This is a genomic window from Flagellimonas sediminis, from assembly GCF_010500845.1.
Taxonomy (GTDB): Bacteria; Bacteroidota; Bacteroidia; order Flavobacteriales; family Flavobacteriaceae; genus Flagellimonas; species Flagellimonas sediminis.
This window is the reverse complement of sequence record NZ_JAAAMI010000004.1, coordinates 20574-36703: the sequence shown is the minus strand read 5'-3', so window position 1 is coordinate 36703 and position 16130 is coordinate 20574. Positions and strand designations below refer to the sequence as shown.

The following is a 16130-nucleotide window of genomic DNA, read 5'->3' as shown; positions in this document are numbered from 1 at the left end:
TTTGTAATATTTCACATCCTTTATTAAAGGAAATAAATTCTTTGATTTTTTATGAAGTATTCAGATGAGAGACTGCTAATCGAAGGCTTGAAGGCAGGAACCGAGGATGCCTACATCTGTTTAGTAGATAGATATAGTAGAAGGCTATTCGGATATTCACTTACGTTGGCCAACGACCATGCAATGGCCGAGGATATATTACAAAATGTATTCTTGCGTACATGGGAGAAAAGACGGAAATTGAATGTTACGACCTCTCTGCAGAATTATCTATTCCGATCTATCCACAATGAATTTATAAACCAATACAAAAAACGGCAGTCCAACTTGTTGTTGGAACAGAAATATTACGAAAACCTTGAAAAGGCTGCCAGAACGGAGGACTATAGTAGGCTGGAAAAATTAATCGTATTAGTAATCAGAGAAATTGAGAAATTACCCCCGAAATGTCAAGAGGTTTTTAATTTGAGCCGAAGAGAAGGTCTGACAAATTTAGAAATATCGAACCATCTCAATATATCGGTAAAAACTGTGGAAGCACAGATTACCAAAGCATTTGGTATACTTCGAAAAAACCTTGGAGAAAAATATTCTGGGATTCTTGTTCTCATATTGGGAAAACGTTTAAAATTGCCGTTGAACTAAAAATACCCTAAGTTGATTAGGTTCAAAGAAAGAAACACTTTCAAAGTTTGAACAGAATAACAGAAAAGTACAATGAATATCAATTGAGTGACAACAAAATTTATGACTTGTTTGCATATTCTAATTTTTCAATAACTCTGATATTTTTTCTCCAAATTTAATGCCTAAATTAATTTGTCCGTTTGAAGAATAATGAATGTCATCGTTCAGTTTTTCGAGACTATCCGTATCAATGAAGTAAGTATTTGGTATTTCTTCACTAATGCGAATTTGTGCATCAACGACATTGTCTAATGCTGGGAACCAAGCTTTGGGTGGATTAATCTTCCCAAAAATTATAGGCATCTCTTGGTTTTCATAATCTATTCTAACCGAATTGATTAATTTTTCAAAGTTGCCATAATAATCTTTACCAGCCTCAGGAATTCGAGCATCACGTTCTCCCTGCATCCAAATTAGAGCTTTGACTTTTGCATTGAGCCCCTCAGTGAGACTATCTGTGAGTTTTATCAACCTATTGTACATGCTACCGAATTGAGGATTCCCCGTTATTTCAGCCTTATCTTTACTGTAGTTGGGTGCCCAGTCCAATAATGAAGCTCCGCCAATTGCATATTTGATCAAAATAAATTTTTTGTTCGGATTGTTTTTGCTCAATTGCATAGAAATTCCAATTTCTGGTCCAAAATTATCTTTTGGGTTTATCAAGCCGGGACTTAGACCAAAATCGAAAAAAGAAATATTGGAAAACATCATTTCATCCAAATCAATTTGTTTTCCTCTCCCAACCATATTTGATTGGCCACCCATCAATATAACACAGTATTGTTCATCTTTGGATAAATTCTCAGCGTACTTAACCTTTAAATCTTGAGAATAGCCATACAAAACTGGTAACAATGTCAAAATAATAAATAGTCTTAATGCCATCATAGCATAGTTTGTTTATTACATGTAATCATAATAAATGTATTGTTTTGATTTCTGACAAATATAGCAGAATCTTTCATTTAAGATGAAGTAAATATTTCTTCATGCACCGTAATCAAATAAAGAATCAGAAAAGCTACAACCTTCCTAAGATAGAAGCCCGTCTTTTTATTGATTCTGAAGAAGTTACCAAAAGAAATATATGAAAGAGTTTTCAAAGAGGATGCTACTTTATTTTGTTAATCTCTATTACTCCCTGTATGTCTTAAGCAGATTTGAACTTGGACTTGCAACAAAAAAATGGACAACCAGTTAAGAGTCATGCCTCTGATGCCTCTGATTTTTGGTTATACATTTCGTTTTCAAATTCCTCTATTGTTTTATAGTCCAATGTCGAGTGTGTCCTGCTTCTATTGTACCAGGTCTCTATCCACTCGAATATCGATAGTTCCGCTTCGGACCTGAAGCTATAGTTTTGATGGTACACCCATTCGACCTTCAAGCTCTTGAAGAAGGATTCCGCCACTGCCTTGTCCCAGCAGTTCCCTTTTCGGCTCATTGATTGTACCACTGGACCATTATGCTCTTTAAGGATATCGGCAAACTCGTAACTGGCATATTGTGAGTTCCTATCGGAATGGAAAATAAGCCTGTCCGTGGTATTGTTCGACCTTATCGCCATCTTCCAAGCGGGAATTATGGTGTCGGCAGTCCCCAAGGTCTTGCCCATCGACCTTCCAACGACCTTTCGTTGGAACGGGTCCATGATCACCGTCAGGTACATCCATCCCTCACCGGTCCTTATGCGGGTCATGTCGGATACCCATACCTGGTTTTTCCTGTGTACCGTAAAGTCACGGTCCAATATATTGGGCGCTATCGGATAATCGTGTCTGCTGTCCGTGGTGACCCTGAACTTTCTCTTTCTTTTGGCGAAAAGCCTGTTGGCCCTCACTATCCTGGTCTCCCTGCGCCAGCGTCCCAATACCGAGGGGTTCAGCCCAAGTTCCCTACATACCTCTGCTGCATTGCCCCTTGCATGGCTCAGTTCGACAGCCTTTTGCTTGAACTCCATTGTGTACTCTCTTTTTTGTTTTGACATGTTTTCAAAGTTAATTCAAACAGTCAACATGCTCTTTTCTCAATGTCCAGTCAAATGTAGTAAGTCCACAATTAAGTTTTCCAAATTTTCGAGACTTGCGCAACGGTGATCATTGTTGGGCCCAGTGTTATTCATTTATTTCACTCACGAAAGTATTCCAAGCTGGTTTAGGTTGCCCAGTTTCCCAACTGTGAAGACCTAAGTTATCCATAAAACCACATAAATAAGTTGAATCGACACCTTGTTGCTGGGCATATTGGTTGCAGAATCCTTGAGGATAATCATACATACCGTGATAGTAAACGAACGCTACTTTTTTACTGTCTATATATGGTTTCAAAGAGCTAAACATTACTTGCACAAATTCTGTTTGTTGTACTTCAGATGATGAATTTTCACTTGAAGATGTATATCCTATTTCTGTAAATGCAATTGGTTTACCCGCTGCATTCTGAACCATCCAGTCAATATCATCTTTAACTTGGTTGGTTGGACGCATTTGCCAAGGAATGCTATTTTGCTCGTCTGTTGGGTAATAGGTATAGCAAATAAAATCGCCTACATATTTAAATGTGTCAAACAAGGTTGGATTAGTTTTAGCTGAGTTAAAAGTAATAATTGTGCCTACTTTTACTTTTGGATTTAATGCGTGTATTTTCTGAATAGCAGATACATAAAATACTTTGAATCCTTGTAATTGATTTGGATTGGCACTTAAATATCCATCAATTTCATTTCCTATTAAAATATAGGAAACTCTTTCGATGGATGGAACTTCTGAAAAAATTTTATCTAAAAGCAGTGAAAATCTATTTATCATATCGGGATCATCGAAATCCAAGTTTTCTAAATCATCTGGAACTGATTTGATATTTGTATCTATCATTTTCAAGACAAGAATATAACTATTCAATTTGGTCTTATCTGGATCGAGTAAATTAAGAGGATTTGCCAGATTATCTTGTAATGAATAAGAATTAGGATTAGTTTCCAATGTATTCCATTCAGGGCTCATTCCAAATATATTAATGCCATTTCGAACCGCATAGTCCAGTCCTTCAAGATATCCGTCTAAACCGGGAGCTGTATTTTTATATTGTTGCAGAGAAAGTCCAATTAGTAATTTAGGTTTCGGCATTTCAGTAGGTGTAACTGAATTTTTGCTACAAGAAAGAAGCAGTATGGTTAAAAGTAGGTTTGTAAGTATTCTAAACATTGCGTTGTCTTTTAAGTATTAGACAATTCAAATTGCTAATAGGTTACAGAAACTATGTGTTTTCCAGATTGTGCCCAACTAGCTTATATCTCCAACTTTCTTAAGCATATAACGCCAATTTCGTCAGCTATGCCCAAGTGGATAAGCCGTGTAAACTGGGCTTGCAACAAAAAAATGGACAACCAGTTAAGAGTCATGCCTCTGATGCCTCTGATTTTTGGTTATACATTTCGTTTTCAAATTCCTCTATTGTTTTATAGTCCAATGTCGAGCGTGTCCTGCTTCTATTGTACCAGGTCTCTATCCACTCGAATATCGATAGTTCCGCTTCGGACCTGAAGCTATAGTTTTGATGGTACACCCATTCGACCTTCAAGCTCTTGAAGAAGGATTCCGCCACTGCCTTGTCCCAGCAGTTCCCTTTTCGGCTCATTGATTGTACCACTGGACCATTATGCTCTTTAAGGATATCGGCAAACTCGTAACTGGCATATTGTGAGTTCCTATCGGAATGGAAAATAAGCCTGTCCGCGGTATTGTTCGACCTTATCGCCATCTTCCAAGCGGGAATTATGGTGTCGGCAGTCCCCAAGGTCTTGCCCATCGACCTTCCAACGACCTTTCGTTGGAACGGGTCCATGATCACCGTCAGGTACATCCATCCCTCACCGGTCCTTATGCGGGTCATGTCGGATACCCATACCTGGTTTTTCCTGTGTACCGTAAAGTCACGATCCAATATATTGGGCGCTATCGGATAATCGTGTCTGCTGTCCGTGGTGACCCTGAACTTTCTCTTTCTTTTGGCGAAAAGCCTGTTGGCCCTCACTATCCTGGCCTCCCTCGGTCTTGAGGCCCCATATCCCCTTTTCAAGAGCTCATCCTGGATCCTTGGTGCCCCGTAACTCCCAAAGCTGTCCTTGAAAATACCATGTATGGCCACCGTCAGGGCCTCGTTCTCCAACCATCTTCTGGAAGGCCCGGTTCAACCAATTGTAATACCCACTTTTGCTTATCTTGAACATTTTGCACATCTTCCCGACAGGAAATTTGAACCTGTGGTGTTTTATGAACCTATATTTTTCCTGTCGCCCTAGGAGAAGATGGCTATTGCCTTTTTTAGGATATCGCGCTCGATCTCCACGCTCCTCAGTTTTTTCTTGAGCTAGGTTTATCTCCCTTTGTTCATCAGTAAGCTTGGGGTTCCCCTTTCCGGGAAAAAACTGTTCTCCCCATTTTTTTTGGCCTCCCTGCGCCAGCGTCCCAATACCGAGGGGTTCAGCCCAAGTTCCCTACATACCTCTGCTGCATTGCCCCTTGCATGGCTCAGTTCGACAGCCTTTTGCTTGAACTCCATTGTGTACTCTCTTTTTTGTTTTGACATGTTTTCAAAGTTAATTCAAACAGTCAACATGCTCTTTTCTCAATGTCCAGTCAAATGTAGTAAGTCCAAAGCGAAAGGGAATAGAGACCAAACCCCTAGGGCAAGGCGCGTTGTTTTTCCAATATAACGGGAAATGAAGATTACGCATAGTGCCTGCCCGCATGGGGCTTGGCTCTCTCCCTGTTTTAAGTTCACTGTCTCATAAAGCCCAGCCCTATATATTTTAGAAAATCGGGGATAGAGGACCGCCAAAATGTCCAATCATGCCCACCATCAATGATGCGGAACTCATGGTCTATTTTCATGTTTCGTAATGAGACATGGGCCGCGGCATTACCTGTATATAGAAAATCATCATCGCCGATGTTAAAGTAAAGTCTTAATTTCAGGTTATCCTTTGCTATTGTATTAATCAATTTCATGGGGTTGTTGGCATCCCAATGGCTAGTATCCGGGTTTTCAGAATCTACATCCATCCCATAAAGGTTTTTAGCCAGTCCTTTCCACATGGGGTTTTTGGTCATTGGATCATCCATTGAAATAATTGCCGCACTGAGTGGCACACAGGTACCGAACATATCATGGTGTTTCACCCCATACAAAAAGGCGCCATAGCCACCCATTGAATTGCCTACAACGGCCCGGTGTTCCTTTGTCTTTTTAATCCTATAGGTTTTTTCGACCATTGGTATAAATTCTTGAAAGAACATATCTTCAAACCTTGAATTGCCTTGGAAATCATTGATGTAAAAATACTGCCCTCCATCAGGCATTATTACAATTGAAGGAGGGATTTGTGCCTTCTCAATGGCAGAATCCATGAAATGGTCTATAAGCCCATATTGTACCCAAACATTTTCATCACCCCCATAACCGTGCAAAAGATAGATTACAGGGTAGCTTCTTGTAGAGTCATCATAACCGGTTGGCAAATAAACGGTATAATCAACCTCTTTGCCCAAAATGGCGCTTTTTACCGACTGTCCTTCCAAAACTTTTCCCTGGCCAAAACAAAACATCGTGCTTAGTAGAGTTATGGCAATTGAAGTAATAGAACTTCTTGATTTTTTCATTTTTTGTTATTTATAGATTATCCAAGTTGATCTTTTTGCTGCCGAACAAAGGGGCATAGGTCCGAGCCTCGGCAAAAGTCAGTCGATTCCGCAAATAAACGATTTGGGCATGTACTCGTGTAAAAGGGGTGTCAATCTCAGGTGGGATATCATACCATTCGTCATCAAAAATCAAGATAACGCTTCTATTTCCAGGTAATGCGCCCGGGGTGAGCACTCCGTGCAACTTTGGGGCTGGGTCACCTTCGTTGGCATAATGGACATATTGGGGGCCTCGGGGGAACCACATACCTGCACCACCCGATGTTTCTACCATGAGTTGGCCCAATTGGCTGTTCGAAAGCTGGTTTTCCAGCGAACGTAGTGATCTGGCCAAGTGAAAGGCCCCCTGACTGTGTCCCAACAAAAGTACCCTGGTCTCTGTATCAATGATTTCGAGCACACTCTTTTCAATAGCGGCCTCCACGACCTCGTTGGTGGGCAAGATGATTTCAAGAGCATCCAGTTTTCCTCCTTTGGTGCCATTGTGTATGCCAACAACGGGGCGACCTGTAAATTCTGCAATTTCAAGCATGCTTTTGAACTGTCTTGTCACATCGTTGCCGGCACCGTTGATAAACCATATGGGTTCGTCGTTTGTGATTGTTTCTGGGTATACTGGGGGCACATCCAGAATACTGGTGGTCCGATAATCAAAAAGTAAGGTGTCCGCCCCTACGTAGTAACCATCAAATTGAATGTCTTCGGACATGTTGCCGAACAGCGATACTTTATCCGACTCGGTTAGGTTTTTGGAAGCATTCAGGTTTTCTTCCTCAAAAGATGTGTCCGAGCAGGAGGCGAACAATAGCAATGACAAAAATGCCGTTCCAAAAAATAAGCGATTGATTTTCTTCATAGTTAAATTGATTTATATAATTTTTGTTAAAATTCTAATATGTATAGGTCACTTCATTGGGCAAATACCCGATTCTATGGGCATTGATGATAAGTGTCTGTCCCTTTTCCAAATTAATGGTTTCTCCTAGGTAGATCTTCCATGGCTTGTGCACATCAACAAGTTCAATGGTCTTTTCTTGGTCGATTGTAAAACCAAAATCCCAACTTTTGGCCCTACGCCTTGATTTCGCGTCAAGGAGGTCACCTTGGTCAACTATGCGATAACCGATCGAAGCTCCTTTAGTAGCACATTCTATAGTAACCCCATTTTTGTTACCTATTATTTTCGGGGGAGATGTTTTAGGAGGTTCCTTTGTGTTTTTCCACCAATTGTTGAATACCATCTCTTTTTCGCCGACCGAGGATAGGTCGCCCACTTTTGTTATCCAATCAAAAAGAGTTTCTTTAAGTTCTTTCTTTTTTGCCGCATATTGGGGCTCTTCCGCAATATTTAACAACTCATTGGGATCCATTTTCGTGTGATAGAGTTCTTCGGAAGGTTTATTTCCGGCAAACCAGTCCAACAGATAGGGGTTATCTAAATTTCCCTCTTTATAGAGTTCCAATATTTCTTTCATCGTGGGTATGCCCTTTCTGTATTGCAGGTCTTGGTATTTGGGGAGTTCTGGCATAAAGTTGTACACATACCTGAAGTCACCGTCGCTCACAGACCGTACCCTATCATATTTATTTGCCATACGGTCTCTCGCCGCAAAGACATACTTTCTTCCTTCCGAAGATTTGTATGCCCCCAGAAAAGCGGTTCCCTGAAGATGGTCGGGAGGCTTGATACCCGCTATGGAAAGCATTGTTGGTGCCAAGTCCACTGCACTGATCAACCTATCGTCTTTGGTGCCGGAAAAACGGTTTTTGGGAAATTTAATGATTAAAGGTATATGCGTCCCCCTTTCAAGAATTTCCCGCTTGGTCCAAGGCATGCATCCACCATGATCGCTAAAAAATATCACATAAGAGTCATCATAGACTTGATCTTTTTTTAACTTGTCAACAATCTCGCCCACAGCCTGATCCATTTGTTCGATACGGGTATAGAGAACTGCCATATCTTTGCGCACAGTTTCGGTATCGACGTAATATGGAGGCAACTTCATGTCATTGGGGTCGAAAAAAATGCTGTCTGGCGACGCCATCAACTTTGATTCGTGTGTGACAGCCAAGTTGAACACACTGAAGAACGGAACGTTTTTAGGCCTATATTCATAAGAAGCCGCTGGGCTACTGTCATCCCAAACTGTAACCGGCACTTCAAACTGATAATCTTCTTTATAGTTGTTTGTCGTATAATAGCCCCGTGCCCTTAGATATTCAGGAAAAGCCTTTACATTGTCCGGCAAAACGGCTGAATAGCTTGGCAGGCCTTCCGGCATAAAAATTGTTGAGTTAGAAAGGGTGCGCATGTGTTGTGTGCCTATAGAAATTGCATGCATGCCGGTAATAATGGATGATCTACTAGGTGCGCATACCCCGGACGTGGTATATGCTTTTGTAAAAACAACCGCATCTTGAGCCAGAGCATTTATGTTAGGGGTTTTCGCAATTGAATCGCCATATACTTCCAAAAAAGGGGAAATATCCTCGCATACTATCCAAACTATATTCGGGCTTTGCTGAGAAAACATCACCTTACACATAAGAAAAACCAATAAGATGGCAACCATAAGCAACAACCTAGTCGTTCCTTGACCTATTTTTTTAAGATGACTTTTCATGTCTGCAGAGTTTTAACTTGTTGGTCGCCCATTTTTAGTAAGAGATGAAAACCCTTTTTTTATAGACATCATTTTTTGTTTTCTTGACACTCTTAGCCCTTTTGAGCTGGGCACCCAACTTCTCATATCATTAAAAAGTTAATTTGTAAAAAAATTTATCATTGTTATCAATTCTTTATTTTTTTTATACATTAGTTGCGATAATTTCAATAATGGGACATGATAATATTCCATTTACTAATTATGATTTTGTCAATCGGCAAATTTGCCATACCATTTGGATTACGGTATCAATGGGAAGAGAAAAAAAAATAGACCAAGTACTAGACTCTATAGAGAAACTGCTCTGGAAAGATCTGAAGAAAGGCTGTTTGGCATCTTTGGGGTCTCTATATGACCTTTACGTTGACAAACTTTTTGCCTATGGGTACAAAATCAGTGGAGATAGAGCTAAAGTTCAAGATGAAATCCACAATCTTTTTCTAGACCTTTATAGATACCACAAGAAATTATCGGATGTCAAAAACATAGAGGCCTATTTGATAATGTCCCTTAAAAGAAAACTCATTAAGCAAAGCGACCATAAGATCAAGAGTTTGGAGAGCGAATTGGAAACCTTTAACAATAGTTACTCTACTGCAGGCCTGACGGTTATTTCACATGAGGAAGAAATGATCGAAGATGAAAAAGAAAATGAACTGTCAAAGAGGCTAAAAAAAATAATGGTTAATTTAACGGATCATCAACGAAAGATACTTCGACTTCGTTTCGCCCAAGAAAAGACATATCAACAGATCGCCGGAGATTTGGGACTTTCTGTTGCTTCTGCCAGAACGCTGGTTTACAGAACGTTAAAAACGATCCGCGACACGGCCTTAACATTGTTCTTTTAAAAAAGCGTTTTTTTTTGTCTATAAATATCAAAAACTGCCCTCTTATATATGGACGGTAAGTTCCATTTACCCCATAATTACAAATAAAGTATGAACTTTAGCGAGAACGAACCACTTTCCGACTTAGAGCGGACAAAGCTTAAGAGCCGTATTATAAGATCGGCCAAACTTCTAAGAAAAAATGCAAAAAGGCAACGAAGGGCAACGTTGTTGTACGGTGCGGCGGCATCGATAGCGCTGTTGTTTGCTGTTTTTACCGTTTTTGACAAATCTAGCGAACAGTCATTGCAGGATTATATTGATGAAAATAAATCAATTGTTGACTTTGGCAGTAGCAGCCAAGTAATCGTGGTGCTCGGAGAGAGAGAAAAAATTCAACTAAATGAAAAGAACAACACATTAAGGTACTCGTCAACGGGAAAAGATCTGCACGTGGGAACAGGTGAAAAATATAGACAAACTATAGAAGATGAAAAAAAACCTGTATTCAACACGATACTGGTGCCCTTTGGAAAACGTACCGACGTGACCCTTTCTGATGGAACGAAAATATGGATAAATTCAGGGTCTAGGCTTATCTACCCTGCGTTTTTCAGGGATAAGGAGCGGGAGGTCTTTCTCGAAGGTGAGGCCATATTCGAAGTTGCACATAACCCATCAAAACCCTTTCGGGTGATCTCGACCAATCAGGAGATCAATGTATTGGGAACCGTTTTCAATGTCAGCACTTATCCCGATGATGAAATGGCTAGTACAGTTCTTAAGAGCGGCAGTGTTTTGGTGACCTATGACCATGATGACGAAAAGTCTTTTAAGATGGCCCCGGGCACAATGGCTGGCTATAATACCAAAACCAAAGAAATAGAAATGCACGATGTGAACATTGATGAATATTTTGGGTGGAGAGAAGGCTTCCTAAATCTGAAAAACCGTGATTTGGAATATATCACCACAAAATTGTCGAGATATTATGGTGTGGAAATTTTCATAAAGGAAAATCATTTAAAAACAGAAACATTTTCTGGAAAACTTGACTTAAAGGAAAATCTGGGGCAAGTCATACAAACTATAGGAGAAGCATCTAACTTTTTTGCGGAATATCAAACCGACAAAATCATACTGGCCTCCACCAAGTTAAATTTAAAAGATACAGTGCCTATGAAATAAAATATACAGAATGAAATGAAAACCGACAGATGTTGGCGCATCTGCCGGTAAAATGTATTACCGAAGTAATAACTAAACTGAACTCTAAAATTATGAATAATTACTTAAGTATTGCCCATGTTCTAGGCAAATTAAATGGTCAATCCATTTCAATAAAAATAATGAGGTCCTTTCTTTGTTACATATTATTGGGGTTAACCGCTCTCTATGCAAACCACTCTTACTCACAGACCAAGTTTAATCTTGACCTTAAAAATGTAAGTTTAGAGACACTATTCAACCAGTTACAGGATGAAAGCGAGTACATCTTTTTTTACAAAGATGGTATTTTGCCCAATGATAATTCAATTACTCTCAAGAAAAACAATATAACCTTACCTAACGTTCTTGACTCTTTATTAGAATCGTACGGTCTAGGTTACAATATTATTGGCAGACAAGTAACAGTCTTTAAAGATCAAACCTATCATATACCAAACACCGACGCCGTTTTTTTTCAAGATTTTACGGTCAGCGGAACGGTTTTGGATGATTCAGGAGTTCCTTTGGCAGGAGCAAATATCATCGAAAAGGGAACCACGAACGGCACCCAAACCGATTTTGATGGAAATTTTTCGATCAAGGTAACTGACGGTGATGTCATATTGACCGTATCCTATATCGGGTTCACTACGAAAGAAATCCCTGTCAACGGACAATCGGTTTTGAACATTGTTTTGCAGGAAAGTACTGCCGTCCTTGATGAAATCGTGGTTGTCGGCTATGGAACGCAGAAGAAAAGTGACTTAACTGGGTCCGTGGCGTCATTGGGTCAAGACGACATGAACCCGGGGGCGAACGTATCCGTGGACCAAATGATGCTAGGTAGGGCTGCTGGGGTACAGATAAACCAAGCCAGTTCAGCCCCTGGAGGTGGGTTGGCAATTAGGATCAGGGGCTCCAACTCTTTGAATGCCAGTAACGAGCCTTTGTATGTAATAGATGGGTTCCCGATTGACAACAGCCCCAACCTTGGTTCTGGCGGGGTGGCCGAAGTAGGTCAAAACCTGAGCCCTAGGAATCCCTTGAATTCCCTGAATCCAGCTGATGTGGAATCGATAGAGATTTTAAAGGATGCCTCAGCAACGGCAATTTACGGTTCAAGAGGGGCAAATGGGGTAATTTTGATCACTACCAAGAAGGGAAGCAAAGGCAAGGTAAATGTCACGTATGATGTATATGCAGGTATCCAATCGGTCGCTGAAAAAATCGATGTGCTTTCCACCTCACAATACATAGATGCCATAAACGACTTGTCAATTGCACAAGGAAACGCAGTGGTTTTCAACAATGAGGATATTTCAAGAATCGGCAGGGGGACCGATTGGCAAGATGAAGTCTTTCGCTCGGCTCCTTTGACCAATCACAACCTGGCTGTGAGCGGGGGCAGCGAAAACACAAACTATTATGCCTCATTCAACTATTTTGATCAAGAAGGTGTTGTAAAAAATACGGGGATAAAAAGATATACCGGAAGAATAAACCTTGAGACAAAAATTGGGAACAAGACCCAGATAGGCCTAAACTTCAACACAAGTTTGGTCAAGGACAACAACAATGTCGATGGCGTCAATACCAATGAGCAAGCAGGGCCTATTTATTCTTCATTGTTATATGATCCTACGGAGACCATATTTAATGACGATGGTACTTTTAGCCAGTCGGCGAATCTGACTGTCAACAATCCAGTTACCTTGATAAATGCCATCATTAGCGAGAGCGAGACCAATAGAACATTCGGAAGTGCTTTTTTGAACTACGATTTCACTGAAGATCTTTCAGGCAAGTTCAATTTCGGGACCGACAGACAAACATCGAGACGTGACATTTACAATACCACCCAGACCATTCGTGGCGGTGCCGCTGGCGGTATCGCGAACATCAACGTATTGGAACGCTCCAACTATCTGTTCGAGTACACGATGACCTATGACAAAGCTTTTAACGAAGACCATGCACTTACGGTATTGGGTGGTATCACCTTTCAAAAGTTCAGTTCGCGGTTCTTTTCCGGTAATATCAGCGGTTTTCCGACAGATGATATCAAAACTAACAATTTGGCACTGGGCGACACCAATACGGATGTACTCTCTAGTGGCAAGGAAGAAAATACCTTGTTGTCATATCTAGGCAGGGTGAACTATAACCTTTTTGACAAATTTTTATTTACCGCCTCAATAAGGGCGGATGGGTCATCAAGGTTTGGAGAGAACAACAAATGGGGTTATTTTCCATCCTTTGCCTTGGGCTATAAACTTGACCAAGAAGAATTTATTCCCGATAGTTTCAGCCAGTTCAAGCTACGGGCGAGTTGGGGTCAGACAGGTAACCAGGAAATTGGCAACTATGCATCGCAACTGACCTTTGGAACAGGACCCAACGTAGTGTTTGGTGGCACCATTTCAGGCAGTGTCTCCCCCCAGCGTATTCCAAATCCAGACCTTAAGTGGGAAACCACCGAACAACTCAACATCGGTCTTGATTTCGGTATTTCAGGGGGCAGATTCAGTGGTAGTTTAGATTATTTTTCAAAAGAATCGAAGGATTTGTTGTTTGACCTTCCATTGCCATTTGCTTCCGGTTATTCATCAATATTGACAAATGTAGGCGAAGTTAAGAACAGTGGGGTTGAGTTTCTTTTTAACTCGACCAACATAGTGACCGATGATTTTAAATGGGATACTTCATTGAATTTTTCCGCCATTAAGAATGAAGTGGTGGATTTGGGACGAATTGAAAGTATTGTGACGGGAAGTGTACAAGCAGTGGGCAACACGGCGATCATTCAAGAAGGTGATCCCCTGGCCTCCTATTATGGATATGTTGTCACCGGCATTTTTCAGGAAGGTGACGATATAGCCAATTCACCACAGCCCACAGCCCAGCCAGGCTTTCCAATTTTTGAAGATAGAAATGGAGATGGGGCCATTACGCCTACCGACCAGACCATTATAGGCACCCCATATCCTGATTTTACCTATGGTATACAAAATTCAATTTCCTACAAGAATTTGACGTTGGACTTCTTTTTTCAAGGTCAGGCAGGTGTCGACCTATTGAATATCAACCTGATAGAGTCTCTCTATCCTGCAAACTTCAGAAGAAACCGACTTGCGCACCAAATATTGGATCGATGGACGCCCCAAAATACAGGTGCTAAATGGCCATCAGGGGTAAACCCCAATGCCTATGGTGCAGGAAAAGTGAATACCCTGACCATTCAAGATGCATCTTACCTGCGTTTGAAAAATGTCAGGCTATCGTACAACGTTCCAGTTCAAAATATTGATTTTTTGAACTCACTTCAAGTCTATGTGACCGGCCAGAACCTGTTTACAATTACTGATTATGTGGGATTTGATCCTGAGGCTAATTCATTCGGTAGAAGTAACGTTAGGATCGATTATAGTAGTTATCCCCTGGCAACAACCTATATGTTGGGTCTTACTGCCAATTTTTAGGTCAAACAATTAAAAAAATCATAATTATGAAAACTTATTATTATAGAATAGCTCTCACTATAATGCTGTCTGGCCTGCTGGGCTGTGAAGAACGTTTGGAGGAAGAGGTGTTCTCTGAGCTCTCGCCCTCAACACTTTTTACCTCTGAGCAAGGTCTCAGCTCCTTATTGAATGCAGCTTATGCCTATTCGCATAGGGCTGGGGATGATGAATCCTGGTCCCCTTATTATTTGGGAACCATGCCAGCCGGTGAGGTATGGGGCGCTGGTGGGTCGATTGAAAGTGTATGGCAATCATTGATCGATTACAATTGGGACAGCAACCATGGCCAATTGATTCCTGTATGGATAGTGTACTTTAGTTCCATTCGTGATGCGAATCTGGTCCTGGACAACCTGGACAATGATTCTTTTTCGAATGATTTTAAGCAGAGAACGGAAGCCGAGGCCCATTTTATAAGGGGATGGGCCTATTCGGAGCTTTACAAGCTTTTTGGTAGGGTGCCGATTTATCGGTCTTCTACTGATGATCCTTTGCTGCCCCGATCAACTGACGAAGAGACTCAGGCCTTTATAGAGCAGGAACTGTTGGGGGCAATAGCCACTTTACCCAACCAACCTCCGGCCTTTGGAAAAGCATCCAAAGGCGTGGCCATGTCGGTCTTGGCAAAGTTTTACCTGAACACCAAGCAATGGCAAAAAGCGGCCGACATGTCCTCGGGCGTTATCGATTTGGGACTGTACAGTCTTTTACCCAATTACTCAGACGTGTTTGAAATATCGAACGAGGGCAATGCCGAGGTCATTTGGGCACTTCCCAAAGATGCTGCTGGGGCGGGCCAGTTTATGAATGCGCTGATTTTCCCACCGGATTATCCAAGACCTTTCCCGAACAATTCTGTATTTGCTGCACGCACTTACTTATTTGATGATTTTGTAAACTCCTTTGAGGCGACAGATACTAGAACCAGCCGTATAATAACCGAATGGCAGAGTACGGCAACCGGTGAACTGGTAATGGGGTTGGGCAACGATCAATCACACCCCTATAAATTACCTTTTGACCCAAATGCCGTGGGAGCGTCAGCTGGCAATGATATTATTGTCATCAGGTATGCGGACATATTGTTGACAAGGGCAGAAGCACTCAATGAACTCAATGGTCCCACCCAAGAGGCCATCGACCTGATCAACGAGGTCAGGAACCGGGCCGGTGCCACCCCCTTGAATCTGGGAAGTTTTGGCAAAGATTCCTTAAGAGATGCCATATTGAGTGAAAGGGAGTGGGAATTTTACTTTGAAGGAAATGCGAGGGAAGACCAAATAAGACACGGGGTCATGATTTCTAGGGCCCAAGCAAGGGGGAAAAATGCCCAGGATTTTCATGTGCTCTATCCGATTCCCCAAAGAGAACTGGATGCCAATTCAAATTTGGAACAAAATCCTGGATATTAAAAACATCAGTGTTCTTTTTGGGAGTCGAGAATATAATATATAATGAAAAGAAAAGTATTCCAGATTAATTTAATGGTCGGCCTACCTCAAGGTTTCT

Annotated in this window: 11 protein-coding genes and 3 pseudogenes; 5 read left to right on the top strand and 9 right to left on the bottom strand. The window is 41.2% G+C overall.

The features are described from left to right. Nucleotides 1–51: 51 nt before the first annotated feature. Entirely contained in the window at nucleotides 52–645 is a 594-nt protein-coding gene (locus GTK07_RS09250; RefSeq protein WP_036379429.1) for an RNA polymerase sigma factor, read from the top strand. Nucleotides 646–765: 120 nt separating this feature from the next. On the opposite strand, the gene GTK07_RS09245 is transcribed toward GTK07_RS09250, so the two are convergent. The 9 genes and pseudogenes from GTK07_RS09245 to GTK07_RS09215 all read right to left on the bottom strand — a co-directional run bounded on the left by GTK07_RS09245 (nucleotide 766) and on the right by GTK07_RS09215 (nucleotide 8929). Continuing rightward, the gene (locus tag GTK07_RS09245) at nucleotides 766–1578 is read right to left on the bottom strand and encodes a sialate O-acetylesterase (protein WP_036379427.1); all 813 of its coding nucleotides are present in this window, start codon (nucleotides 1576–1578) and stop codon (nucleotides 766–768) included. A 316-nt stretch (nucleotides 1579–1894) separates the two neighbouring features. After that, nucleotides 1895–2545 (bottom strand): annotated as a pseudogene (locus tag GTK07_RS09240) (IS3 family transposase); the annotation flags it as partial. Then, nucleotides 2546–2677: pseudogene (locus tag GTK07_RS19515) on the bottom strand (transposase); the annotation flags it as partial. 127 nt (nucleotides 2678–2804) lie between these two features. Next, the gene (locus tag GTK07_RS09235; RefSeq protein ID WP_067034461.1) at nucleotides 2805–3893 is read right to left on the bottom strand and encodes a hypothetical protein; all 1089 of its coding nucleotides are present in this window, start codon (nucleotides 3891–3893) and stop codon (nucleotides 2805–2807) included. Between the two features lie 193 nt (nucleotides 3894–4086). Continuing rightward, nucleotides 4087–4860 (bottom strand): annotated as a pseudogene (locus tag GTK07_RS19440) (IS3 family transposase); the annotation flags it as partial. A gap of 204 nt (nucleotides 4861–5064) precedes the next feature. Next, on the bottom strand, nucleotides 5065–5277 hold the full coding sequence (locus GTK07_RS19435) for a transposase (RefSeq protein ID WP_220123573.1): 213 nt from the start codon (nucleotides 5275–5277) through the stop codon (nucleotides 5065–5067). A 191-nt stretch (nucleotides 5278–5468) separates the two neighbouring features. After that, the gene (locus tag GTK07_RS09225) at nucleotides 5469–6239 is read right to left on the bottom strand and encodes an alpha/beta hydrolase (RefSeq protein ID WP_163634981.1); all 771 of its coding nucleotides are present in this window, start codon (nucleotides 6237–6239) and stop codon (nucleotides 5469–5471) included. A gap of 121 nt (nucleotides 6240–6360) precedes the next feature. Continuing rightward, nucleotides 6361–7248, bottom strand: coding sequence for a hypothetical protein (locus GTK07_RS09220; RefSeq protein ID WP_036379423.1), 888 nt, complete (start codon nucleotides 7246–7248; stop codon nucleotides 6361–6363). A gap of 34 nt (nucleotides 7249–7282) precedes the next feature. Further along, nucleotides 7283–8929 (bottom strand): sulfatase family protein, encoded by a 1647-nt coding sequence (locus GTK07_RS09215; RefSeq protein ID WP_051947143.1) that lies wholly within the window; start codon nucleotides 8927–8929, stop codon nucleotides 7283–7285. Between the two features lie 383 nt (nucleotides 8930–9312). Here GTK07_RS09215 and GTK07_RS09210 point away from each other — a divergent pair, with 383 nt between their 5' ends. The 4 genes from GTK07_RS09210 to GTK07_RS09195 all read left to right on the top strand — a co-directional run bounded on the left by GTK07_RS09210 (nucleotide 9313) and on the right by GTK07_RS09195 (nucleotide 16033). After that, entirely contained in the window at nucleotides 9313–9912 is a 600-nt protein-coding gene (locus GTK07_RS09210; RefSeq protein ID WP_163634980.1) for an RNA polymerase sigma factor, read from the top strand. 285 nt (nucleotides 9913–10197) lie between these two features. Further along, the gene (locus GTK07_RS09205) at nucleotides 10198–11079 is read left to right on the top strand and encodes a FecR family protein (RefSeq protein ID WP_163634979.1); all 882 of its coding nucleotides are present in this window, start codon (nucleotides 10198–10200) and stop codon (nucleotides 11077–11079) included. 161 nt (nucleotides 11080–11240) lie between these two features. Then, nucleotides 11241–14579 carry a TonB-dependent receptor gene (locus GTK07_RS09200; protein ID WP_163634978.1) on the top strand — a complete coding sequence of 1113 codons (3339 nt, stop codon included), beginning with the start codon at nucleotides 11241–11243 and terminating at the stop codon, nucleotides 14577–14579. A 26-nt stretch (nucleotides 14580–14605) separates the two neighbouring features. Then, entirely contained in the window at nucleotides 14606–16033 is a 1428-nt protein-coding gene (locus GTK07_RS09195; RefSeq protein WP_036379417.1) for a RagB/SusD family nutrient uptake outer membrane protein, read from the top strand. The last annotated feature ends 97 nt before the right edge of the window (nucleotides 16034–16130 follow it).